Annotated in this window: 27 protein-coding genes and 1 other RNA gene; 8 read left to right on the top strand and 20 right to left on the bottom strand. The window is 37.8% G+C overall.

The genetic code is table 11. From position 1 onward, the window contains the following. Positions 1-69 precede the first annotated feature (69 nt). The 3 genes from COJ96_RS01255 to COJ96_RS01245 form a co-directional block, all read right to left on the bottom strand. On the bottom strand, positions 70-1572 hold the full coding sequence (locus COJ96_RS01255; protein WP_098571190.1) for a carboxypeptidase M32: 1503 nt from the start codon (positions 1570-1572) through the stop codon (positions 70-72). Positions 1573-1789: 217 nt separating this feature from the next. Next, positions 1790-2023: a DUF2249 domain-containing protein gene (locus COJ96_RS01250; RefSeq protein WP_098571189.1), complete on the bottom strand. Its 234-nt coding sequence runs from the start codon at positions 2021-2023 to the stop codon at positions 1790-1792. Positions 2024-2305: 282 nt separating this feature from the next. Further along, on the bottom strand, positions 2306-4669 hold the full coding sequence (locus COJ96_RS01245; protein ID WP_098571188.1) for a nitric-oxide reductase large subunit: 2364 nt from the start codon (positions 4667-4669) through the stop codon (positions 2306-2308). A 224-nt stretch (positions 4670-4893) separates the two neighbouring features. On the opposite strand from COJ96_RS01245, the gene COJ96_RS01240 reads away from it, so the two are divergent. Genes COJ96_RS01240 through COJ96_RS01220 form a run of 5 tightly spaced genes read left to right on the top strand, consistent with a single transcriptional unit; the run spans position 4894 to position 7657 of the window. Then, positions 4894-5586 (top strand): Crp/Fnr family transcriptional regulator, encoded by a 693-nt coding sequence (locus COJ96_RS01240; RefSeq protein WP_098571187.1) that lies wholly within the window; start codon positions 4894-4896, stop codon positions 5584-5586. A gap of 39 nt (positions 5587-5625) precedes the next feature. Continuing rightward, positions 5626-5859: a DUF2249 domain-containing protein gene (locus COJ96_RS01235; protein ID WP_098571186.1), complete on the top strand. Its 234-nt coding sequence runs from the start codon at positions 5626-5628 to the stop codon at positions 5857-5859. 18 nt (positions 5860-5877) lie between these two features. Further along, positions 5878-6084, top strand: a complete 207-nt coding sequence (locus COJ96_RS01230; protein WP_098571185.1) for a DUF2249 domain-containing protein — start codon at positions 5878-5880, stop codon at positions 6082-6084. A gap of 15 nt (positions 6085-6099) precedes the next feature. Next, complete coding sequence (locus COJ96_RS01225; protein WP_098571184.1) at positions 6100-7344, top strand: hypothetical protein; 1245 nt, start codon at positions 6100-6102, stop codon at positions 7342-7344. Between the two features lie 13 nt (positions 7345-7357). Continuing rightward, positions 7358-7657, top strand: a complete 300-nt coding sequence (locus tag COJ96_RS01220) for a metal-sulfur cluster assembly factor (RefSeq protein ID WP_098571183.1) — start codon at positions 7358-7360, stop codon at positions 7655-7657. 43 nt (positions 7658-7700) lie between these two features. Here COJ96_RS01220 and COJ96_RS01215 read toward each other — a convergent pair whose 3' ends face one another. The 8 genes from COJ96_RS01215 to COJ96_RS01180 form a co-directional block, all read right to left on the bottom strand. After that, the gene (locus COJ96_RS01215; RefSeq protein WP_098571182.1) at positions 7701-9623 is read right to left on the bottom strand and encodes an ATP-dependent DNA helicase; all 1923 of its coding nucleotides are present in this window, start codon (positions 9621-9623) and stop codon (positions 7701-7703) included. Between the two features lie 56 nt (positions 9624-9679). Then, the gene (locus COJ96_RS01210) at positions 9680-10837 is read right to left on the bottom strand and encodes a THUMP domain-containing class I SAM-dependent RNA methyltransferase (protein WP_098571181.1); all 1158 of its coding nucleotides are present in this window, start codon (positions 10835-10837) and stop codon (positions 9680-9682) included. A 152-nt stretch (positions 10838-10989) separates the two neighbouring features. Continuing rightward, positions 10990-11394: RNase P RNA component class B (rnpB, locus tag COJ96_RS01205), an RNA gene on the bottom strand. Positions 11395-11473: 79 nt separating this feature from the next. Continuing rightward, on the bottom strand, positions 11474-11776 hold the full coding sequence (gene gpsB / locus COJ96_RS01200; RefSeq protein ID WP_026563881.1) for a cell division regulator GpsB: 303 nt from the start codon (positions 11774-11776) through the stop codon (positions 11474-11476). 143 nt (positions 11777-11919) lie between these two features. Further along, positions 11920-12477: an SLOG family protein gene (locus tag COJ96_RS01195; RefSeq protein WP_098571180.1), complete on the bottom strand. Its 558-nt coding sequence runs from the start codon at positions 12475-12477 to the stop codon at positions 11920-11922. A gap of 126 nt (positions 12478-12603) precedes the next feature. Further along, positions 12604-13038 carry a CotD family spore coat protein gene (locus tag COJ96_RS01190; protein ID WP_098571179.1) on the bottom strand — a complete coding sequence of 145 codons (435 nt, stop codon included), beginning with the start codon at positions 13036-13038 and terminating at the stop codon, positions 12604-12606. Positions 13039-13469: 431 nt separating this feature from the next. After that, positions 13470-14726, bottom strand: a complete 1257-nt coding sequence (locus COJ96_RS01185) for a ribonuclease H-like domain-containing protein (protein WP_098571178.1) — start codon at positions 14724-14726, stop codon at positions 13470-13472. 18 nt (positions 14727-14744) lie between these two features. Continuing rightward, complete coding sequence (locus COJ96_RS01180; protein WP_098571177.1) at positions 14745-17021, bottom strand: DEAD/DEAH box helicase; 2277 nt, start codon at positions 17019-17021, stop codon at positions 14745-14747. Positions 17022-17228: 207 nt separating this feature from the next. Between COJ96_RS01180 and COJ96_RS01175 the strand changes: the two genes are divergently transcribed. Together COJ96_RS01175 and COJ96_RS01170 are read left to right on the top strand one after the other, a co-directional pair. Then, entirely contained in the window at positions 17229-17927 is a 699-nt protein-coding gene (locus tag COJ96_RS01175; protein ID WP_098571176.1) for a Crp/Fnr family transcriptional regulator, read from the top strand. Between the two features lie 162 nt (positions 17928-18089). Then, positions 18090-18569 carry an Hsp20/alpha crystallin family protein gene (locus tag COJ96_RS01170; RefSeq protein ID WP_098571214.1) on the top strand — a complete coding sequence of 160 codons (480 nt, stop codon included), beginning with the start codon at positions 18090-18092 and terminating at the stop codon, positions 18567-18569. Positions 18570-18621: 52 nt separating this feature from the next. On the opposite strand, the gene COJ96_RS01165 is transcribed toward COJ96_RS01170, so the two are convergent. Continuing rightward, positions 18622-19203, bottom strand: a complete 582-nt coding sequence (locus COJ96_RS01165; protein ID WP_257148370.1) for a YppG family protein — start codon at positions 19201-19203, stop codon at positions 18622-18624. 188 nt (positions 19204-19391) lie between these two features. Between COJ96_RS01165 and yppF the strand changes: the two genes are divergently transcribed. Then, a complete protein-coding gene (gene yppF, locus COJ96_RS01160) occupies positions 19392-19601 on the top strand; it encodes a YppF family protein (protein ID WP_098571175.1) in 210 nt (69 codons plus the stop codon). Between the two features lie 33 nt (positions 19602-19634). Here the strand turns inward: yppF and COJ96_RS01155 are convergent, their stop codons facing one another. From COJ96_RS01155 to spoIIIAA, 8 genes are all read right to left on the bottom strand, one after another. Continuing rightward, on the bottom strand, positions 19635-19991 hold the full coding sequence (locus tag COJ96_RS01155) for a DUF1798 family protein (protein ID WP_098571174.1): 357 nt from the start codon (positions 19989-19991) through the stop codon (positions 19635-19637). Positions 19992-20202: 211 nt separating this feature from the next. Beyond that, positions 20203-20856: a stage III sporulation protein AG gene (gene spoIIIAG / locus COJ96_RS01145; protein ID WP_098571172.1), complete on the bottom strand. Its 654-nt coding sequence runs from the start codon at positions 20854-20856 to the stop codon at positions 20203-20205. After that, positions 20849-21478, bottom strand: a complete 630-nt coding sequence (gene spoIIIAF / locus COJ96_RS01140; RefSeq protein ID WP_098571171.1) for a stage III sporulation protein AF — start codon at positions 21476-21478, stop codon at positions 20849-20851. Before spoIIIAF ends, spoIIIAG begins: the two co-directional genes overlap by 8 nt. An 11-nt stretch (positions 21479-21489) precedes the next feature. Then, complete coding sequence (spoIIIAE, locus tag COJ96_RS01135; RefSeq protein WP_098571170.1) at positions 21490-22689, bottom strand: stage III sporulation protein AE; 1200 nt, start codon at positions 22687-22689, stop codon at positions 21490-21492. Positions 22690-22720: 31 nt separating this feature from the next. After that, positions 22721-23110 (bottom strand): stage III sporulation protein AD, encoded by a 390-nt coding sequence (gene spoIIIAD / locus COJ96_RS01130; protein WP_373561647.1) that lies wholly within the window; start codon positions 23108-23110, stop codon positions 22721-22723. A gap of 15 nt (positions 23111-23125) precedes the next feature. Further along, positions 23126-23329 carry a stage III sporulation protein AC gene (spoIIIAC, locus tag COJ96_RS01125; RefSeq protein WP_007084610.1) on the bottom strand — a complete coding sequence of 68 codons (204 nt, stop codon included), beginning with the start codon at positions 23327-23329 and terminating at the stop codon, positions 23126-23128. Positions 23330-23340: 11 nt separating this feature from the next. Next, positions 23341-23856, bottom strand: coding sequence for a stage III sporulation protein SpoIIIAB (gene spoIIIAB, locus COJ96_RS01120; RefSeq protein WP_098571168.1), 516 nt, complete (start codon positions 23854-23856; stop codon positions 23341-23343). Continuing rightward, positions 23857-24780, bottom strand: coding sequence for a stage III sporulation protein AA (gene spoIIIAA / locus COJ96_RS01115; protein ID WP_098571167.1), 924 nt, complete (start codon positions 24778-24780; stop codon positions 23857-23859). Between the last annotated feature and the right edge of the window lie 81 nt (positions 24781-24861).

The following is a 24861-nucleotide window of genomic DNA, read 5'->3' as shown; positions in this document are numbered from 1 at the left end:
GACAATTCTCAAAGCAAAATATTAATAATTTAACAAGACTTCAATCTTTTCGATTGAAGTCTTGTTTCATTAATTTAATCTATATACCTTTCCAAACTTCTCATATAGATAATCAATTAAATATTTGGGATTTAGGCCCTCTCCGGTAACATCCTGTAAGATTTCAAGCGGCTTTTTCATTTTGCCGTATCGATGGATATTAGCTGTCAGCCATTCTTTGATTGGAATAAGGTTCCCCTCTTCGACTAATTGATTAAAATTCGGTAGATCTTCGACCATTTTCTGCTTAAATTGTGCTGCATACATATACCCTAAGGCATAGGAAGGGAAATAACCAAAGCTGCCTCCCGCCCAATGGACGTCCTGCAGCACACCCAATGCATCATTTTCAGGACGAATGCCTAAATACTCTTCGTACTTATCATTCCATATCTTTGGTAAGTCCTTCACAGCAATTTCATCATTAAATAACCCTTTTTCAATTTCATAACGAATGATCACATGGAGCGGATATGTTAGTTCGTCCGCTTCAATTCTAATGAATGATGGTTTCGATTCATTAATAGCACGATAAAAATCTTCAATTTCCACTTGGTCAAATTGTCCAGTTGCATAGTCTTTCAGCAGTTGGTAATTATTTTTCCAAAATGAAAAGCTTCTTCCCAGGATATTCTCATAAAAAAGGGACTGCGACTCATGAATCCCCATAGAGGTACCCGTGCAAAGCGGTGTACCAATTAAGTATTTGGAAATATTCTGTTCATATAAAGCATGACCACCTTCATGTATCGTCCCAAAAACGGCAGTACGAAAGTCGTTTTCATTATAATTTGTGGTCACACGGACATCACCAGGGTTTAATCCTGTTGCAAAAGGATGAACCGTTTCATCCAGACGGCCAGCTTTGAAATTATAACCCATTTTTTCAAGAATTTTTAAACTCAATTCACGTTGGTTTTCCTTAGGAAATTCTTTAAATAGAAAATCAGTTTTAGGTTTGTTTGACGACTCTGAAATTTGTTTGACTAAAGGCACAATTTTCTCCCTTAGTTCCGCAAATACTTGATCTAATACATTCATCGTCATACCAGGCTCATACATATCTAATAACAAATCGTATTTGTTTTGTTCATGCCCCCAATAACCTACGAATTTCTTAGTCATAGCAACCAGTTTTTCTAAGTAAGGACTGAACAAAGCAAAATCTGAATGTTCTTTCGCTTCCTCCCAAACACTTTCAGCCTTAGATTGGAGAATGACAAACTCTTTATACTCCTCAGCGGGGATTCTTTTATTTCGTTCATATTCTTTTTTGCACTCATCGAGAATTTTTCTAGTTCTTTCGGACAGGGGCTGTTTTCCTAAACTTGCTATATATGCAGCCATTTCCTCAGAGGTAGACATTTTAAATACTTCCGAGGAAAGCATTCCAATCACTTCAGACCGTCGCTCCACACCTTGTTTGGGAGCCCCTGTTCTTAAATCCCAATATATTAATCCTAATGCTTCATTATAGGCTGACATCTTTTTCACGTAATCCAAAAACTCTTTTTCTAGTAGCTGCTTATTCATTCCATATCCCCCTTTAGATTCCCATTTAAATTTTAACACATTATTCAGAAAAATAGGTAAATGGCTATAACCATCGGAATAAAAAAACAACAGAAAGAAATTCTGTTGTAAAATAGAAATATAGGGAAAAGAGGATGAATCCTGGAAAATAAATAGATTGGAAAATTTAGCAATGGTTAAGTTAATCAAGTTTAATTGAAATTAATTTTTAAGGGAACTACTTTTTAGCAATAGCTACTCTCCAAGTTTCTGGACCTTCTTCAAGGTACTCCCAAGAAAATTGCTCTGGTCTTTCCATCATGAATTGATATAACAATGGTCTTGGATCGTGGTCATTGACAATCATCATCGTTTCACCAGATGCTAGTTCGTCAAAGCCATTAAAAATGGTAGGATGTTTCTCACGTGGTGGGAAATCTGGTACATTGATAACTTTTGCGTATGTTTGCATTATTATCACTCCTATTAATTTGTTAACTTCTCTTTTATTATATTAAAACCTGTATGAAAACTTAGTGAGTGGCATCACACCAAAAACATGATTTTGCTTAAACGGGGGGATGACAATGAAGGAACTCATTGGAAAGTGTACATGCTGTAGTAAAGAAATCTATTGTTTGGATGGTTTTTTTAACGGGATCCATACAGAGGAGAAAGAAATCTATTGTTTTGAGTGTTTTGAGAAAAAGAGCAAAGAAAATCCGCAAAGCTGACCTTTGCGGATTTTTAATGATTACTCTTCATCTATTGATAAATCTTTAACTGGAAGCTTTTCTCCTTCTTTATGTGTTGGCTTTCTCAAATTAAAGATTGCCTTAATACAGAATACTAACAATATCACTACGCCAATTAAGAATATGGTGTCAGGCACCGCGCGCCAAGTTAATAATGTTTCAACAATATCCTTTTGTAAGAAAGATGCTGAACGAGATGCTGCATATCCATGATTAAATGCTTCTTTAATTTGGATGAATCCGACTGGAAGTAAGGATAGGAACACCATTCCTGCGAGTCCAATGTTTAACAAGATACAGCTGATTTTAATCCATTTATCATTCCATGCTTCTGGCTTTACAATATTTCTTAAGGAGTAAAGAAGTACTGCACATGCGAACATACCGTATACCCCCATCATCGAACCATGGCCGTGTGCTGGGGTTAAGAATTGTCCATGTTCAAAATAGCTGACAGCAGGCAGGTTAATCAAGAAGCCAAGCACACCTGCACCGACTAAGTTCCAAATGGCAACTGAGATTAAGAACCAGAATGTTCCTTTGTAAGGGAAATTTACTCCACCCTCACGCATCATTTTGTATTGCTCATATGCTTCAAGGATTAACAATGTTAACGGAATAACTTCTAATGCAGAGAATACAGCGCCGAGAGACAGCCAAATTTCTGCAGAACCATTGTAGTAATAATGGTGCCCGATTCCGATTACCCCGCTGCCCAAGAGAAGGATCAATTGGAAATAAAGTTGTCTTACGGTAGATTTCTTCGTTACGAGGCCTAGTTGAACCAATAAGAAACCAATAACTACAACTGCAAACACTTCAAAAATACCTTCTACCCATAAGTGGATAATCCACCAGCGCCAGTAATCGGCAAATGTAAAGCTGGTACCTGGGTTGATAAATAAGGCAAAAATATAGAAAGCTGGTACAGCAATCGCTGAGTAGAATAATAGGTGAATGAGTCCGCCTTTATCTGTTTCTCGCTTAAGACCTGCCCTGACTCCACGATAAACAATAAACAGCCAGATAAGCATCCCCACAATGAGAATGAGCTGCCAAACACGTCCTAGTTCAATATATTCCCAACCTGTATGTCCAAATAAGAACCACTTGTTTCCTAAATAACCATTTGCACCAAGCCATTCTCCAACCATACTTCCGGCAACAAGAACAACCAGTGCCCAGAATAAAATATCTACTAATAGACCTTGTTTCTTAGGTTCATACCCGCCAACAAGCGGTGCAACATAAATTCCCATTCCAAGCCAGGCTGTAGCTATCCAGAAAATAGCCAGCTGCAGGTGGTAACCTTTTGAAATATTAAATGGAAGAATATCATGAATCCACTTCATTCCAAAGAAACTATCTGGTTCGATATAATAGTGAGCTAGTAAAGCCCCAAACATACATTGTACAAAGAATAAAGCAGCAACAATCACGAAGTATTTCCCTGTTTTCACTTGTGAACTTGTCACTGGCATTTTTCGTAGATCAATCTGCGGGAAATTACCTTCTTTATACGCTTCCTGCATTCCAAAATTATAACGGTAGAACACGAATAGGATAATTCCTACCATTAATACAAATAATGTAATGCTTGCCCCGCTCCACCAAACGGCTGAAAAGGATAATTGGTTGCCCGCGTCTTCATAATATGGCCAATTATTCGTATAAGTAATTTTATCACCTTCACGAACCGTACTTGAAAGCCAGGCAGTCCAGAAGAAGAAATCTGATATTTGTGTAATTTGGTCGCCTTTTGCAACATACGCACGATCTGTTTTAGGCATGTCGCCTTCTTTAATTAGATTTGGCTTTAATCCCCAGCCGTCACCTTTAGTGAATACCTCTTTATAGTACTCTCTAACTCTTTCAAGTCCAAACGCCTGTGCATTTGTTAACTTCATGGTATCGCTGCTTGAGTCATAACGGTTTTTCCGCATTTCTTTGATTACTTTATTTTTAATTGTTGATTTTTCATCATCATTTAAAGAAGCATAGTCTTTACTATATTGTTCATTTGCCCTAAAGTCTTGCATTCCCTCAGTATATAGCTTTAAAGCTTCCGCCGTATAGTCAGGACCCATATATGAACCGTGACCTAAAACAGTACCATAATCCATTAATCCGTACTTTTGAAAAACGGCCTGTCCACCCATGATGGATTCTTTTGTAAATAGAACTTCACCTTTTTCATTAGTTACTTCGACAGGTCTTGGTGCCTGTTCTTTAAAAATCCAATATCCCCCAACTAGTAAAACAGTGAAGCTGAGCAATATTGTGATCACTAATACTGATTTAAGCAATGCATTTTTATTCGCCTTCACCACTTTTTTTGGTGGTGTTCCTCGTTGTATTTCCATAACCCTTCATCCTTTCGTGTTTCATTACCTTTCGTATTGTAACTTTCACAAGTCTGACACAAAGTGAAGCATTTCATCCTTTTCCTGTGATATTTGCCACACACCTGTTAGACTGAGAATAATTTTCATAAAAACTAGTTAACTATGACGGAGGTCACATTATTACTTGTAAAACATTGCTACAATCTAACTAAATCATAATTACTAATACGAAGGTGATGTTAATGAGGCAAGAAGACATTGTGAATAGATTATCTGTTGTCCCTATCTTTAAGGAATTGTCAGTAGAAGAACTGAAGCCAATCGTGAAGATTGCACAAACTCGGTTTTATAAACATAAGATGTATGTTTTTATGCAGGACGATCCACTTGACCGCGTGTTTTTTATTCATAGTGGAAAGATTAAGATTTGCAAAACAGACCTATCAGGTAAAGAACAACTAATTTCCGTCCTTGAGCCTGGTGAAATGTTTCCACATGCAGGATTTTTCAGAAAGGGCAATTTTCCAGCCCATGCTGAAGTAATGGAGGATGCTAATCTCATTATCATTCCGATTGATAAGTTTGAAGAAATTCTCATTACCTATCCAGAACTTTGTATTAAACTCTTTAAAGTATTGGGAGAAAAAATAGTAGATTTACAAGGAAGATTAGAAGCACAGGTACTTCATAATACTTTTGAACAAATTATTTTACTGCTGGTTAGGCTTTGTAAATCTAATGGAGAAATGATTGATGGCCGTTATAGACTCACCACACAGTTTACCAATCGTGAATTAGCTAATATGATTGGTACCTCAAGAGAAACGGTAAGCAGGACGATTAATCAAGTGAAAAAGAAAAACTTTATTACACTCGACGAGGAGGGGTATTACCTTATCGACCGGGATGCACTTCAACAGGAATTGTTCTATTAATAAATAGATTTCAATTAAATATAGGGAGATGTAAATACAATGGAACAGAAAATTATTGAACTAGATGTAAGAGAAGATTTAAAGAATAAAATAGAACCCTTCCAAAAAATTATGGAGGCAATTAAGGAGCTAAAAGGAAATGATATCTTTATCCTACATGCCCCTTTTAAACCCTCACCACTCTTCACGGTATTAAAGGCGAAAGGCTTTACACACGAGGAAGAAGAAATTGATCATAAGCATTGGAAAGTAACTTTCACAAAAAAAGCTTAAGGAAGAAGGGGAAATTGTATGATTTTAGATAATCGCGGTTTAGAACCGCCACAACCAATGATGCGAACCTTAGCTGCCTTGGAAACCCTCGGAGAAAATGAAACATTAACAATAATTAATGATAGAAGGCCCATGTTTCTCTATGAGCAGCTTGAGGAATTGGGCTATCAACAACGAACAGAACAACAAAGTGACGGAAGTTTTAAAATTGAAATCTTCCGGTAAGCGGGGTGAATGATCATGCTTCCTCAAAATATGGGAAGTGAAACAAATATTAAACTTCCATTTTCATTTATTTTGTTTAGTTTAATTGCATTAGTACTTTCGCAAATTCTCCTATTAGTCAATGGTCAATTAATAGCTTCAGGGACTTTTAGAATTCCTGTGATCTGGTCTTCAGCCCATTTATTAGTTTTAGGCTGGTCATTAATGGCTGCCATGGGATCGATGTATCAATTGGTACCAGTTGCTTTCCTAACTAAAATATGGAATGAAACATTCGGATTTATTCAATTCTTCGTAACAGCCGTTGGAATTGTTTCATTTTCAGGGATGTTGTATTTGTCGCCGCAAAATGCGATGCTGCCCGGCATCCTTATGCTGCTTGGGATCTTAATGTTTTTATTCCAAATGTTTATGACCCTTAAAACACAAGCAAAACCAACTATTCTTACTGCTTTTGTAGGTTCCGCGCTTGTTTGTTTATTTATTACAATTTCCTTAGGGATTACCCTAATATATTGTTTAAAAACAGGTTTTGCTGGGGAATATTATCAATCCATCTTTAAAGCCCATTTATTACTGGGGATTACAGGCTGGTTTACACTGTTAATTTTCGGATTCTCTTACAAGATGGTGCCGATGTTTTCCTTATCCCATGGTTTTCCGATGGTCCAAGCAAAATATGTATTTACGTATTATATTTCTGGTCTTGTCCTATCATTAATTTCATTCTTTACAAATAACAGTCTGCTATTGAAAATTGGATTCTTTTTACTTTTAGTTGGTTTTACTATTTTTAGCTTGCATATTAGCCTTATTATCAAAAAACGATTGAAAAAGACATTAGATAAACCATTTACGTTCGCACTAGTTGCGATTGGATTGGGGAATTTGATTCATTTGGCAGCGTTTATCATGCTATGGAATTTTCGATTCACGAACCTTATAGGAGCGCTTGTTTACGCCTATTTATTACTCTGGATCGTCTTAAGTATCGTTAGTTATTTATATAAAATCGTTCCATTTCTTTGGTGGACATTTAAATATAGTAAAGAAATTGGAAAAAACAAGGTCCCTTCATTAAAAGAAATGATGAATGAAAAAATTGTTACCCCCTTGTTTTCAATATTTATTGCAGCGATTTTGTCAGTCTTTTGTGCCTTAACCTTTCATATAACTGTTTTGTTTAATATCGGTCAGACCATCCTGTCGATTATATTTATTATTATTGCATTCAGTATCCTGCACGTTTTAAAAAAATAGTGAGGTGTTTATGATGAATATCAAAGAAAAAATTTTAAGTGCATTAAAAAGTGTTTACGATCCAGAATTAAATATAAATGTAGTCGACCTCGGATTAATTTATAATATTGAGATTACAGAGTCGAATGATGTTACGATTACGATGACCTTAACGACGCCAGGCTGCCCGCTCCATGACAGCATAACAAGCGGGGTGCGATACAGTGTTGAGGGGATTGAAGAAACAAAAAAAGTAGATGTAAATCTGGTTTGGGAACCAGCATGGTCTCCGGATAAAATGACCTCTGAAGGACTTAAATTATTAGGAAGATAATATATAAAAACGGAAGCACACTTTACGGTGCTTCCGTTTTTTATCATGCTTTAGGTTCAGTAGGCAAAACTTCTTTAACCCTCTCTAATACATCTGGGTCAATATGTTCATTTACCATAATATGAACTGCCCCTTGATCCTGTTCACTCCGTATCAAGCGTCCCACACCTTGACGTAAGCGAAGGAGCATATACGGTAGTTCAACCTCCGTAAACGGATTTTCCACACCCGCTTTTTTTGCGGTAAAGACAGGATCATTCGGTGGAAATGGAAGTGAAAAGATCATCACATTTTCAAGCGATCTTCCTGGAATATCGAGGCCTTCCCATAGATGGATGGAACAAAGAATCGCATGTTCTTCATTCTGAAATTTAGAAACAAGTGTGCTAATTTCTTCATCGCCTTCAAAATAAATAGGATATGGGACTTCTCCAGAAAGATTTTTCTTAAGATATGCTAACTCCTCTTTATTATTGAGAAGAATTAATGCACGCCCCTCTGATTCGCGAATTCCCTTTAAAATATAGTCAATTTTTCCGTCCATGTCTGCTTGTTTAAAGGCAGGCAGGTAAATGTCCATCTTATCATCATAATCAAAAGGAGATGACACTGAGAACGAAAGATAGTCATCAACACCAAGACTCGCTGAAATATAATCGAACGATTTTTGATTTGCAAGCGTTGCAGAAGAGAAAATAAACGGTTTTTTCTGTGTGAACACTTCTTCCCGCATTACTTCTTCAACCATTTTTGGCATAATCACTAGTGTCCGTTCTCCCCCTTTTTCTTCGAACCAAGTAATTCCATTTAACTCCTGAAGAAAAAGTGATAAAGAATAAGTAATTTGTTCCAGGTATTCCTCTACAATTTTCAAATCGTATTCATTTATAACATATAACTCACTTTCAAATACTAATTCCTCTTCTAAGAATTGGAGAGTGGACAAAAGCTTTCTGCATGTCTTCAATACTAATGGGTGCTTAGTAATCATTTGTTTTTCAGACCCCTGTGAAAGGGAGGAGAATTGTGAAATTCCATCGAAAAATGCTTCATTATCTAATAAAGCCTCTTCTATCTTATATAAGGTCTTTTCTCGGACTTCATTTTCCATTAGTCTTGTAAGCAGTGTTTCTAAGGTATAATCAGTAAAACGGTAGCTTAATGCTTTCTGTGCCGCATATTCAAGAAGATGCCCTTCGTCAAAAACAACGGAAGAATGTTCGGGTAATAACGGCAGCTGTCCTTCACGCTTCCTCGATTCTTTTGTCCAAATATGTTCCATATAAAAATCATGGGAACAGATAATTAAATCCTCAGAGTGGCGGTAATACTCTCTGTGTAGGGTCAACCCACAGCGGTGCCGCTTCTCACATGAAAAACAATCCTGGACAGCATCCCAGCTAACTTCACTCCACTTCTCATCAGATAATGTTGGATAATCCCTTCTGTCGCCATATTTTTCAAAAGTTTGCATGGAGCCAACAGAATGAACGAAATCAGGCAGGTTTTCATATATACTTGCAATCTCATCGGAAAAGTCATTGTTCTTCGTTTGATCCAGCTTTTTTAAACATAGGTACTGATCTCGAGATTTAGCCAAGCGGACATCGATATCGAGTCCAAGGACCTTCTCTAACTTTGCGATATCTCCCTCTTTTTTCACCAACTGCTCAATTAAAGTCTCATCTGCACAGGCAATGACAGCCGGGCGATTCGTATAGCGAGCATACATGATCGCATAAAGCAAGTAAACGATTGTTTTCCCCGTACCAACTCCTGCTTCAGCAAACATTACTTTTTTATCTTTGAAGGCATTTTCAAGTTGAAAAGCCATATATATCTGTTCATCTCTTAATTCGAAGCCTGCTTCGGGCAATATGTCATAGAATAAGTCTCCGATCCATTCACCCAATTTTTCATAAAAAGACTCCGTTTTTGCAATTTCAAATGGCAAGCGTTTTTGCATGGTACCCTCCCCAAAAAACTTTCATATGTTCCAACAAAAATAATGTTTCATTTGAATTACTTGTCTTGATTTAAATCATCTTGACGCGGCGGTCTTTTTCCCCAATATTGATAAAGATCCGTACGAATAAAGCCGTTAAATAGTTTTCTCTTTTTTGTCGCGGGCTTACCATAAAATTGTTCGAACTGCTCGTTGGAAGTTAAGATATATTTAGACCATGTATCAAGTGCGTTGAATGCCTCGCCCATTTCTTTATACATTTGTTCGACTGCTTTTTTCTCCCCAAGTCTTTCACCATAAGGGGGATTCCCAACAATGACACCGTATTGCTTATTGGTAGAAATGTCTCTAACCTGCATTTGCTTAAAATGGATCAAATCCCCAAATCCAGCCTCAAACGCATTGTCTTGGGCAATTTTCACCATTCTATGGTCGATATCTGTCCCTAAAATATCTAAGGGCTGGTCGTAATTTGCTAAGTCCTCAGCTTCATTTCTAGCATCATCCCAAACTTTCGCCGGGATCCAATTCCAACGTTCCGACACAAATTCCCTGTTAAAGCCTGGAGCAATATTTTGCCCGATCATTGCCGCTTCAATAGGAATCGTTCCAGAACCACAGAAAGGGTCCATAAAGGGACGGTCTGCTTTCCAATTAGTGAGTAGAACTAGCGCAGCTGCAAGGGTTTCCTTTAGAGGCGCCTCACCTTGATCCACTCGATAACCGCGTTTATGCAGCCCTTGACCACTCGTGTCAATGGTAATGGTAGCAACGTCTTTTAGTAAGGCTACTTCGATCCGATAATAGGCACCGTTTTCTTCAAACCAAGTACTTCGCTTGTAGTGTTGTTTCATCCGTTCCACAACAGCTTTCTTCACGATGGCCTGACTATCAGATACACTAAAGAGCTTTGACTTCACTGATTTTCCCACAACGGGAAATTCAGCATCTTCGGGTAAAAATTTCTCCCATGGCAGGGCCTTTGTTTTTTCAAATAATTCATCAAAGGTGTATGCCTTAAATTCTCCGATTTTAATCTTAATTCGATCTGCCGTTCGAAGCCATAAATTACTGCGAGCAATAGCAGATTCATCCCCTATGTAGGTGACCTTTCCATTTTCAACTTCACAGTCATATCCTAATGCCCGGACTTCTTTGGCAACTAAGGCCTCCAGTCCCATGGCTGCAGTAGCTATTATTTGATATTTTCCCATTTCTTCACCCTTAATTCATTTCATTTGTATGTATATGGATTTCATTATTGACAAAAAGTGGTTTTTGAATGCAGTTTGCTGATTAATAACAATAAAAAGCTCTCCTTATTAGGAGAGCCGTTTATATCCAGCATTCATTCCCATTAATAACGTTCTGTAAGCCATGTTCTGTACCAGTGTACTACAAACGACACGGGTGTGTCTCGTACTTAGGTGGTAATCATCTATCTACAGACTCAAATTTGAGCCTGTCCTTCTCCTTGTTCAATTCCTCAGAGAAAGTGCCCCTACCATTATTTGGGTTTCTCGCTCGTGGGGTTTACCCGTTCCACCCTTTCCATTTCTGGAAAGACTACGTCACTGTGGCACTTTTATAGGTATTCATACCATATCCCAAAAGGACTTAGGTATTTTCCCGGCCGTCAGTTGGATGCTAGCCCCAACTGCCCTAGCTTATGAATTCACTAGGCACGAACACTACGAGCATCTCAGCTCGTGCGAGCATGGACTTTCCTCTGCAAGAATGCAAATGCATCTTACAGCGATTACCCGAACGTTATTAATGAATACAATTTATTATATGTATTTCACGCTGGTAATTCAATGGTTATTAACAGGAAATCTTCCTATTTTTTGTTAATCGTAAAGCTTGTTACCAAAAACATGTTTTTCAAGATTGGATAAGCGCTTCAAGATATCAAAATTCGTTGTTCCTGCAGGTTGTGCTGCTGGCTGTCTTTTGGAAGTTTCCTCAAGCTGTTTCCGGAGTCGAAGATTTTCCTGTTGAAGATCTTCAATCTCCTGATGAAAAGTTCCATAATCTTTAATGATTAAATCTAAAAACTTATCAACATCTTCTTGTTTATAACCGCGTACTCCAGACTTAAACTCTTTTTCTAAAATATCCTTGGCTGTTAATTTTACTTTATCTGACAGCATTCCATTCACCTCAGTATTCGCCAATCACTACCTATTATTTTTTCAAAAATATGTAGTTTTGTCAATTTTCATTTGTATTGAAAGTATTATGATTTTTAAAACAATTCAATATATGGAATAAAAACTGTAAAAATGACTAAAACTTAAAAATCAGACAGTTTCATCTGTTCTTCTTCCACGATCATCTGTAAATCATAAAATGTTATTAGTTCAATCGAGTATGAATATTTTTTTCGGTATTCCAAAGCCATTTCATAAAGATATTTTGGACTTCCTTCCTTTTCCTGATCATAAAGAAGGAGGAGCCCTTCACTTTTTTCAATAAAAAATTGATTTTTTAAGCGAAATTGCCATGGTTTTTCATAGCCCTTTTTCGTAACAGAATCAATGAAATCCGCTTGTGCCAGGATCGATTCATACCATTCCCGGTTATTCTCTTTCCATGATGCTTGCTGGTCTAGAAATGGAGTAATTACCGCAAGTTTTAAATCAGGAAATTCCATCTGTAATTCAAAAACAACCTCAGCAGCCCATAGTTCCACGCCTAACTGACCACTGATCAGTACCCATTCTAATCCTTCTTCCACCATTGGTAGTAACGATTTCTTTATCGCAGCCTTAATAAATAAAACCGATGGATGATCATTCTTAAAAATCCCCAATTCAAACGGTTTATAACCGGATATGGCTAAAACTTTCATCTAAAATGTTCTCCTCAATGAAAAAATTTTTTAAATGGACAAACATTTGGACAAGAATAGCATATCATGTAGTAAAAATAAATAAAAAACAAGGGCTGAAAAGCCCCTGTAATCGCCGTTTTGATATTAGCGTCTTGGTCCCATAAATGGTCCTGGTGCAAATCCTGGGCCTCCTGGACCTCCCATTCCTGGACCAAATCCTGGACCTCCTATTCCTGGACCAAATCCTGGACCTCCCATTCCTGGGCCAAATCCTGGACCTCCCATTCCTGGGCCAAATCCTGGACCTCCTGGCAAAGCATTTGGCAAAGCATTTGCAGCAGGCAAAGTCGCTGGCATTGGAGCAGCACATGGGTTACAGCAATTAATTTGCTGGTTGCATACCTCTTCAGCGCATGATGCAGTTTGCGGGCAAAAATGTTTGTGTTGAAACAGATGATGATTCACCGTAGTTGTGTGGACAGGGTGAATATGGGGAACCACTGTTGTTGAAAACGTATGGTTCACAATTTGTTGAGTCGGATGAATAACAGGCGGCATAAAATTAGTTCCAAGATACATATGATAATCTCCCTTCAGTATTTTGTTTACATTACAGCCTATGTTGAAGGGATTACTCTTGTACTAATGAAAATACCTATTTTTCCTTGAGAACAGTTCATTTTCTTGATTTCTATTTATATATGTAAAACTGCCTAGCTTCTGAACTATACACACTAGGCATATGCTTTTTTTATAGAAAAGAATAAAAGCTATCTTTTAAACTTGTAAAAATAACTGCAGTCAAACATACGACAACAAAAAATAAAAATAAAATCGCCTTGTACATATATTACCAGCTCCAAATGTTTTGTATTTCATTTTTTTCAATCCAATTTCAAATTTTACAACTTTTAACGTTGTTTAACAATATGGAAATGCTGGTTTTACAAACAAATTACAAAGTTTTTTTGACAAAAATGTGAACGTTATAATAATCAATCGTTTTTCAGTTATTTTTCCATTTTCCTTTCTAACCGCTGAAGCCTGAACTGAAGTTGTTCTAGACTGCATTGACCTGAAATTACGGCAGTTTGTTCCGATCGAGACACGAGCATGATCGCTTTCTGACAGTAATCTATGGCAAGTTCATAATCTTTTATTCTATGTTCATGAATTTTTGCGAGTTCTAAGCAGGCTTCCAACATCAGCCGAGTATCACCAGAATCGGTGACATCTGAATACAGCTCCATTGCTTTTACCCAATCTTTTTCCTTTTTGCGTTGTAAAGCCAAAGAAAATTTAGCTTGATAGGATGTCATATCACTGCCATTTACAAGTTTGCTTAATACTTTCTCGGCTTGATTTCTTTCCCCTAAAGCTGCGAACCAGCGCCCGACCTCAAAAGACTCCGACCTTGTTTGATCTATATCCACCCCGCAAAGCTGAAAGGTGATATGAGTATATAAGGTAACAAGCGATAAAATATCAATTTCATTATGCTTTAGAATACCCATCATCCCATCAGGTTGTTTACTCTCAATAAAATCAAAATAAATCATTGGAGCTAAAAAGCCCGGAATGTCATCAACTCTTTCCACACCAAGAACCTCTTTCTCAACCACAGCTAATTTCAAGCGTTCTAATTTATGCTTCCAAAGTCTCCGCGCGGCATGAAATAAATCAAAATGACCAAACTGCGGCAGTTTGGGTACATGTTCTCGAACTAAGGTATGCCTTGTTTTTACCTGCGGCCAATCAAATGACTTCCCATTGTAGGTCACTAATGTTTTATAATTGATTTTCTCTAGAAAGCTTTGATATAAAGGGACTTCTGCTCCTGGGTTTGGTAAAATATGTTGTCTCAAAACAAGGGAATCTCCCGAAATACTCGCATATCCAAGAAGGAAAATGGTGTTTCCTACACCTCCTCCGAGACCCGTTGTTTCGGTATCAAAAAAGAATAATTCGTCAGCTTGGTGTCCCTCTGCCGATAATGGATGATTAACGGGCTGGTTGTTCCAAATGTCGACTGCAGCGAGGAAATCACGAAAACAGTAATGCCCATGCTGATGCGAAAGTGGATATGTTACTTCTCTTATTAAACAGTAATTCTCGTCGAAATAATAAGGAAACACGTTTGCTTGCTCCCATTTCTCCTTGAAGGGAACCTCAATGCTAGCGGATTGTGGAGGAATGAAATTTTTTTCTGAAGTTCCGCCAGCAGAAAGATGTGGCTTTAGACGATTTAATTTATTTTTTAACGACATCGCTAATCTTCCTTCCCCCTATTTTGAGGATTTTAAAAATGCTTCAATTATTTTTAAGACATCCTTTTTAGCTGCCTCACTAACCGTGTCCGTCCCAATACAAGACGGGCAGCCACATTCACAGTGACATCCCGTAATCATTTTCTTTGTTTCAGCAAATACTTCTGACATTCCCGTGTGTATTTTCTCGCTTAATCCGACCCCTCCTGGGTAGCGGTCATAAAAGAAAATGGTTGGCTTTTCGTTATGGTCTGCCTTTACCTGCGGTATGACATGAATATCCTGTGGGTCGGCCATTACGAATAAGGGGGCAATATGGTTTAGTGCATGGGCCGTCCCTACAAGCCCCTGTTCGAGTCGCTCATGGCCCAGCTCTGACAATGGCTGGTTTAAGGAGATCCAAGCTGCACTGGTATGCAGTTCCTCTTCCGGCAAATGGATTGGTCCCGACCCAATGTTTTCGTGTGTTTCAAATTTTATTTTTTTAAAAATGGTTGCCATGGCTCGTACACTTACATCCCCATAGCCAAATTCAGCTTCATCCAATGTTTGAAGTTTGTCCACTTCCAGTACTTTTAATTGAACCGCTAGATTTGCATCAGTAAAATAGTCTACATCTACTTCCCTTACGAAAGCTTTCTTCTCTTCCCAATCAAGTTTTTCCACCTGGAATTGTGTACCTTGATGCAAATAAATGGCTTCATCGTGGAGAAGTGTCATCGCGGAAAAGCGGTCCATTTCACCTATAACTTTGACATTGGCCACATCTGATTGGTCAACAATGATGACATTTTCCTGTGATGCCGATCGTAAACTAATGTTATGTGCAGGGAAGGAATCATTCATCCAATACCACTTGCCGCTATTATGATAAAGAACACGTTCCTCGGTTAAGTATTCTAACAATTCCTCTGTTTCGACAGTGCCAAATTGTTCACCTGCTTTAAAAGGGAGTTCATATGCAGCACATTTCATATGATCTATTAAAATTATTAGGTTATCAGGATTGATCCTAGCTGTTTCAGGGCTTTTATTAAAAAAGTATTCAGGATTCTGGATAATATATTGGTCAAGCGGACTAGAACTCGCTACCATTATTACCAGAGCTTCACTATGTCTTCTTCCTGCTCTTCCCGCTTGCTGCCAAGCACTTGAAATAGTACCTGGATAGCCAGTCATAATACATACTTGCAATTGTCCAATATCTACTCCTAGTTCTAGAGCATTGGTGCTGACTACGCCATAAATCTCACCTGAACGAAGACCTTTTTCAATCTTCCTTCGTTCAGTAGGAAGGTATCCACCTCGGTAGCCTCGTATAGACTTTGCACCCAATTGGTTTTTCACTAATTCTTGCAAATAGGTTAAAATAATTTCGACTCTTACTCTGCTTCTCGCAAAGACTATTGTTTGAATTTTATTTTTTAATAGTTCGCCTGCAATTTTTCGCACCTCTAGCGTGGCGCTTCTTCTAATGTTTAACGGCTTGTTTACGATAGGCGGGTTATAGAAGAGAAAGTGCTTTGTACCACTTGGGGCTCCATTGTTATCAATCAGGTGCATTTTTTCCTCTGTAAGAGTTTCGGCTAACTCTAGTGGGTTGGCTATCGTTGCCGATGTACAAATGAATACAGGGTTGCTCCCATAATATTTACAAATGCGTTTTAGCCTTCTAATTACATTGGCAACATGGCTTCCAAATACGCCGCGATACGTATGAAGTTCATCTATGACAACAAATTTAAGGTTTTCAAACAAGGAAACCCATTTTGTATGATGCGGCAGAATCGCTGAATGGAGCATATCTGGGTTAGTAATCACCACATGTCCTGCTTGTCTGACTCTTTGACGAATATTTGCTGGCGTATCTCCGTCGTACGTGTAACTATTGATGTCTACTTCTGCTGCTTGAATAATTTCATTAATTTCACTCTTTTGATCCTGTGCCAGTGCTTTAGTAGGAAACATATAAAGTGCGCGTGCACTTGGATTTTCTAGGATTGTTTGTAGGACCGGAAGATTATAGCATAGGGTTTTCCCCGAAGCTGTAGGAGTAACTGCAACAATACTCTTTCGCTCCATAATTTTTTCATAAGCAGCTATTTGATGTGTATACAGCTGCTCTATTCCCCTTTCAAATAGCGTAGATTTTAATACTGGATGCAGGTCATTGGGAAGAGGTACTGTTTGGGCCTGCTTTTCATCTATTGTGTGCCAAGTGACGATATTGTCCTTGAATTGATCATTTATTTGTAAATCAGTTAAAATTTCTTGTAGGGTTTTTCTTAACTTCATGCTTATCACCTCATTACTTCTATTCTATCGAATGAACGTTCGTAACAAAAGTAAAAATAATTAATTTCTGCTTTTATTCCTTTGGTATCTTTTTCCTCTACTATAAAATGTTCCAGCTATTTTTTAACATTTATTAATACCATAAACTATTTCTAAAATTTTTGTTACAATAGATAATAACTGACTATGACTGTGAAGGTGAATCTTATGAAAATAGAAGAAATAAAAAGGGTGCTTGCTGATTTTACTCTTTTTCGAGAATTGAATGATTTTGAATTAACGAAAATCACTGATATCGCCATCTCCAGAGAATGGAAAAAGCAAAGCCATGTATTTCTCCAAGGTGACCCGCTTGAAAATGTCTATTTCATTTATGACGGAAAAATCAAAATCTACAAAAGTGACATTAATGGCAAAGAACAAATTGTTGCAATTGCCAAAAAAGGGGAGATGTTTCCGCATGTGGGCTTTTTCAGAAAAGGTGATTATCCTGCCTATGCGGAAGTACTTGAGTCATCAACACTTATTGCCATTCCAATTTCAAAATTTGAAACGGTTTTAATTGATAACCCCGAGTTATGTATTAAAGTGTTTAAAGTGTTGGGTGAAAAAATCGTTGATTTACAAAACCGTTTAGAAGAGCAAATTCTCAATAATACATATGAGCAAATAGTAAAACTTCTGATACGCCTTGCCCAAAATCATGGAAAAGAACAAGAAGATGGGACAATCCTCTTAAAATCGGAATTTACGAACAAGGATCTTGCTAATATGATTGGGACTACTAGGGAAACCATTAGCAGAACACTGACAAAAATGAAAAAAGATGAATTAATTGAAGTAGATGATGAAGGCAACATGATAGTAGATATTAAAATTTTAATGGAAGAAATTCATATAATATAGGCATTAATACCGCAGCATATCGGCTGCGGTTTTTATTTATAAATTCAGGCGTTTTTGGACCAATTTGAATTTCCTGATTCCCAAGGATAAAATATGACGGCACATACCCAGTTATATTCGCATATACTGGCAAGTGAAAAACTGGAAAGCGAGGGAATCCATATGTCATCTTTGGTGCCGAATGATAAAAATTCAAAAAAGCCTAGAACTGATTCTTTTGGTGATTTAATGAAAACGATGAACGAATTTTTCCATGAAAAACCGATTAAGGGCTTTTTACAGTCAATTGATGATTTTTTCAAAAGTCCATTTCCACCAGGGGCAAACTTCCATGTTGACACACTTGAAACAGGTAACGAATATATCATCTCAGCTGAACTGCCTGGGGTTAAACGGGAGCAGATTCAATTAAATATCTCAGGTAATTATTTGACTATTTCTGTAGAAAATAAAGAACTTGAAACAGCCGAAGATGAGCATAACCAGATTTATCGGCGAAAATACTTACAACAAAAATCATCCAGAACCATTTCCTTTCCACACACAATTAACGAAAAAAATGTCAAAGCTTCCTATCGTGATGGTTTATTAAAAGTCCGAATTCCACAGGAAAAAGGGAAAATGATTGAAATTGAGGAGTAAACATCTATATATCTCCAAATAAAAAGACGGCTTCCTGATGAGCCGTCTTTCCTTATGCTTTAAATATTCCACCAAATCCTTTGACAAGTGAACTTACTTGACTAACAGCATTCATCATTTGCCCAGCAGTGTTAACCATTTTATTAATATCTACCGATCCATCCTGGGACTTAAAAGAGTTCATAAAGGACTGGACTCCTCCCGCCTGTTTCGGGATTGCACTTTGTTTAGGATATGGATTCATCGCTGGATAACCATTCATTGGCATATACTGTGGTTTTTGAACCATTTTTTCCTGAGGTTGCAATGGATTTTGGAATAGGAATTGCGAATCCCCTTGTGAAAAAGACTGGTTATTAAAAGAACTTTGTGGAACATGGCCAGGTTGATAGTTTTGCATATAAGGCGGATAGGCTTGCTGATAATATGGGTTTGGTGGGTTTGGTGGGTTTTGTGGATTTTGTTGTTGGTATAATGTCCAATCAAAGTTTTGAGGTGGTGCTTGATATAAGTATGGTGGATTACTAGTAAAATGCTGCTGATTTCTTTGTTGACCAACTGGACCTTGGTGCATCATTTGCCCCGGATATCCATTATTGAAGTAGTAATTGGTTGGTCTTTTCTTTCCAAACATGGGCAAACATCTCCTCCGCATTTTATCTACTACACTTTATGAAGAAAAGGAAGGAATGGTGATTCCTCCTGAAAAGATTCCCAATGTCATAATGACAAGAATTTTGTCTAAAGTTTAAATATTTTAAAAACTAGAAAATCATCACTTTCGTGTTACGATAGAAAAAAGGATGAAGGAGGAGCTAATAGATGGACATTCGCGAATTAAAAAGCAAATTTATTCAAAGCAGGGATTATACAACTGATGATGTAAATGCATTAATGGATTTTGCTAAGAAAGCGTATATTCATAACGATATAAATATTAAAGAATATCGTCTTCTAGTCTGTGAGCTTGAAAAACAAGGCGCAGTCATACCTGAAACGGATAATGAAAACTCCCTCATCGAACATTCTTAATACTCATCAAAGAGATGCAAATGCATCTCTTTTCTATTTTTTTAACTCTTTTAATATTTCTAAAAGGAAAAATTCAACCGTGCGATTGGCATTAATAAACCTTGTTCTACTGGTCTCTGGGAAAAAGGCTTGGATTGAAAGTTGATCAATATGTTCAGAAGTGGTGTCAACTTGCTTTAAATGAAGATGTTTATGGTCTGAGTCTGAAAGCCACCTCTTCATCGCCAGTTTCCATTGGTCATTTATTTCCTTTACTTCATTTGCAAATGGCTTTATGACTTCATGAAAATCATACTTAGTCCCTGTTGTTCGCCCCTCTTGATAATACTTCATGAATAAGCTGTTAAAAGCTAATAGTTTTTCTGTTAAATCAATAATTTCTTCAGACATCTCGAAAAAACCCTTTCTCCCTAAAAATAGGCTCTGTTAATGTGCCTGTTGATTTCCGCTCCAGGCACTTCGCTTTCCGCGGGCGGTCCGGCGAGCCTCCTCGTCGCTGTGCTCCTGCGGGGTCTCCCCTGCCCCGTCCTCCCGCAGGAGTCTTCGTGCCTTCCGCTCCAATCAACAGGGTGCCAATATCAACAATAAGCTTTAACACAGTCTATTTTTTAGGCATTACTGCGACCCGATGGCTTGGTACATCTAAGGCGCGTGTAACGGCTTCTACAATCCATTTTTTTACTTGAATATTATCTGCGCCTTTCGCGACTACTAGGACACCTCGAATTTCAGGCTTTTTCGTTTCTACTACAATAGGAACCTCTTTTTCACCATTACGGATAATCACAAGCTGTTCATCTGTTGAGGCCTCCTGAACTTTACGTTCCCCGCCTTCTCGATCTGTTTCTTCTGTCGTTTGTGATTTGGAAACTCTATTTTTTTCTAGGACCTTCTTATCAGTTGAGTCGATGTTGACGACTACTGTCACATCGTTAACTCCTAGCATTTGCTGGAGGGCCTTCTTAAGTTGACTTTCGTATTTTTCCTCATATGCAGACACTGTCTTATTGCCGGAACCTTGGTTTAGACCAAATGCAGGTACATCTTCGGCTTCGACCTTATTATTGGCCGTAACCGGGATATCTGCTGAACTCGGGTTTTTTTTGAAAACAATATTGCCAACAAGCATAAAGGCTGCACCAATGCATAAAACAACGATCATATATTGGTATTTACCTGGCTTCTTTTCAGAACTTCCTTCGATTTTCAGTACCTTTTTAAGCCATGAAAATGGCCCCTGGTTTTTATTATCCATTTTTGTTATTACTCCCCCCTTCAATCGAAACTTCAACTGTTTTTTCGGTCACATTCCATTTTTGCGAAAGAAAAGCGGCTATTTTTTCAGTTTCTTCTGTTGAGCTTTTAGATGGAAGAGGTGTTTCTGTGTTAATTTCAATTTGTTTAATTGCTTCGACTGTCTTCACTTCATTTTCTGGTTGTTTCAGAAGAACCATAACCTTTTGGAGGTTTTCAGGGAATGCTTGGTCGCTTTCTTCATTTGTAGCTACATCAATTTTTGCGATCTCCAATCCGTATTGTTCCATCAACTCCTCTTTCACGTCCTTTTCCAGTTGGACAGCCATTTCTTCTAAAATATATGCATGTTGCAAGGCTTGTATTTCTTTTTTCTTCAAATCTATTGAATTTTTCATATTTTTTTCTCCAGGGGCTTGATATGAAGGGATAGATCCAAGTGCAGTTTCAAAATCCTTGGAGATCAATTTAAAGATTGGGGTTAGAATAATGGCAATTAAGAGGAGCCCCGTAACCATTTTCGTATATTTTTGCATACTTGAATTGGGGAGGAGCATATCAATTACCGTTGCTAATAAGATAAAAAGAATAATATTCGTTACCCACTCTATTAAAAAATCCATTTTTATCCCCCCTATCTGATCATCATCGTCAGATTTCCAGCTGCAACAATAACTGTTACACATAAAAAGAACATAAGTGACACGATACCCAGTGCTGCGAAAACATATATAACACTTTTACTAATAATATCTAGACAGGTAATGATTGGGCCGCCGCCTAACGGCTGTAAAATTGCAGCGGCAAATTTATATATAAAGGCAATCATTAATATTTTAATAGCCGGAAAGGCCACGATAATAAGTAAGATTCCCACCCCAGCAATACCTACCGTATTTTTTAATAGGACTGATGCACTAACGATCGTATCTGTAGCATCTGTAAACATCCTCCCGATTACAGGAATAAAATTTCCTGTCACAAACTTCGCTGTTCTAATCGTTATTCCATCAGAAACAGCCGCCGAAGCCCCTTGTACTGAGATTACACCAAGGAACACAGTTAAAAAGAGTCCCATAAGTCCAATACTCCAATTTCTTAGCAAGGCTGCTAGTTGTGACACTTTATATTGCTCGGACATCGTACTCACAATACTCAAAAGTGTAGCAAGAAAAAGGAGAGGCAGAATGATATACTGCATAAACAATCCGCTCATATTCATAAGAAATAAAATCACCGGATGAAAGAAGGCTGCTGAAATCAGGCCTCCTGATGCTGCAATTAATGCAAGTAAAAGTGGGACAAGAGCAAGCACAAACGAGATCATCGACCCGATTGCCTCATTTGTATAACTGATTGCGATATGGAAGCTGTTTAGGGCAATAATGACTAACACCATATAAACAATCGAGTAGGCAACTTTGCTAATGGCGCTTTTCTCGAAAGCATTTTGCATTGACTGAAGGAACATACTAAAAATGGTTAACATAATCAATGAACCTAGTAATTTACCGTTTGCAACAAATTCTTGAAAGGCAAATTTAACGATTCCCAATCCCCATTGTTTTAAAGAAAATTTTTTCTCACCACTAATGAAGTCATACAAACTGCCTTTCTGACTTTCTGGAAGGAATCCCCCATATTTATACTTGATGTCCTCCCAAAATTGTTTAAGTTCTGTGATATCGAGCGATTTGAGCTGTTCATCAACCAACTCCTGGGGGGAAAGCGGATTGGTTTGGTCTTTTCCCTCTTCAGCAGCTTGTACATTTGGAATCAATAAAAAAAAGAATATGAGAATGGTAATAGGAATAAACTGCCATCGCTGCTTCAATTTCCTTAACACCTCTTTTTCAGGTATGTCATTAACTTGGAATAAGCTTTATGATTGTTTCTATTAAAACAGTTAAAATCGGAATAGCCATTGCAAGAATAATAATTTTTCCGGCTATTTCAATTTTAGAAGAGAGTGCTCCTTGACCTGCATCCTTAGTAATCTGGGCCGCAAATTCAGCTATATACGCAATTCCAATAATTTTAAGGATCGTTTCAATATAAACCATATTCACATTTGCATTCACTGCAAGTTTTTCAAGCATATGAATAATTTCATATATTTTATCGACTAAAAATAGGAAAATGACACAACCTACAAAGACGACTAGGAGAAAAGCAAAATTAGGTTTTTGTTCCTTTACAATTAATGCGAGAAAGGTTGCTACGAGTGATATGCCGACGATTTTTATGATTTCAATCTTAGGGCCCCTCCTTTATTGAAATAAAAATACGGATTTAATTTTTTGAAAGAGATCATCCACAATGGAAGCTACCTGAAATAAAATATAAATAAACCCAAACAACGTGACCCACTGAGCGTATTCTTTTTTTCCCACTTGGTCCAAAACGGTATGCAAAAAGGCAACCACGATTCCCACACCGGCAATTTTAAATATGATATCCACTTCTAACCCCATTGCTTTTCCCCCTAAAATAATAAAATAATCAGTAATAACCCTGACAAAAATCCCAGGCTCTTTACCATTTTTTCGTATGTTGCTTGTGCTTGAACCGCTTCTGCCTCTTCTCTTTCTAGATGTGTTAGTGTCAGCATAATGTGTTTTTGCTGGGAGATCCGATCATGCCGGCCTAGGGTTTCCCCGAATTGCTTCATAATTTCAAATTCTCCCTGCTTTAATGCTGTGGAACTCCATATATCTCTTAAACTCGTTTCCCAGGCTTCTTTAACCGTTGTCTCTGTGTCTGTTAATTTCTTGGAAAAGGCTTCAAAAAAGGGCGAAAGTGGTTTTGATAATTGGTCGGCTAACCTTCGGGCAGCTTCGTGTAACGGTGTATGACCATACATGATTTCTGCTTCAAGTGATTGAAGTGCAGACCTTAATGCTCTGAGCTGTCTTGGCCGTTCACTAAAGCGTCTGGAAATCTCAAACCCAATCCAGGTTGTCGCGACAATTATGAAAACAGCACCTATTAGCTTAATCATTTATGTCACTCTCACTTTTTGATTCATTTCATTTCCATTCACATCTAGAATGCGTGTAATTGTACCTGGTCCTAATGATCTATCAAGGACAATAAAACGTTGAAAGATTCTTTGTTCGAGAATATATCGTAGAGACGGTCTGTTCTTTACTTCTTCAATGCTCGTCCCATGTGTGGTCATCATCAAAGTAATTCCTGCATGAACAGCCTCTTGGATCGCCTCACTATCTTCTTTCCGTCCGATTTCATCAACTACCAATATATCTGGACTCATTGAGCGGATCATCATCATCATTCCTTCAGCTTTCGGACAGGCATCTAATACATCTAAGCGGTCACCAAAGGTCAATTGTGGGATTCCATGAACACAACCCGCAATTTCACTTCGTTCATCTACAATTCCGACCTTACTTGACTCTATTCCGCTTACTCCGAATCCCGAGGAGGCAATTCTTGCAATATCACGCAGTAAGGTTGTTTTACCTGTTTGGGGCGGTCCAATCACCATGGTATGCATCCATCTGCCTTGATAGATGTATGGTATAAGAGGTTCTGCTATTCCCACCTTCTCTCTGGCAATCCGGATATTAAAAGAGGAAATATCTCTAATCGCCTTCACCTTGCCACCCTCTAGGATCACCTTGCCTGCGAGTCCAATCCGATGTCCTCCAGAAACAGTGATAAACCCCTGCTTAAGCTCCTCTTCAAGTGTATAGATGGAGAAATGACTTATTTTATTCATTAGATGAATAGCATCTTCTGGTTGGATAATATAGGATAAAAATCTAGGTTTCCCTCTCATTGTTATTTCAATAGGGCGATTGATGCGAATACGAATTTCTTCTAATTCTTCTTTTAGGTTAGGAGGGATTTTGCTGATTAGGTCTGCTATTTTTTTAGGTAAAAAGTTTAAGATTTTTTCCACGTGTGCAACCTCCTCTTATTTGCATTTATCATTATTTAAAATGTATGCCTGCTTGGTCACATTATGACTTTCAAATCTGTC

Source organism: Bacillus sp. AFS073361 (assembly GCF_002567005.1).
Lineage (GTDB): Bacteria > Bacillota > Bacilli > Bacillales > Cytobacillaceae > Neobacillus.
This window is presented reverse-complemented; position numbering and strand designations above follow the sequence as displayed.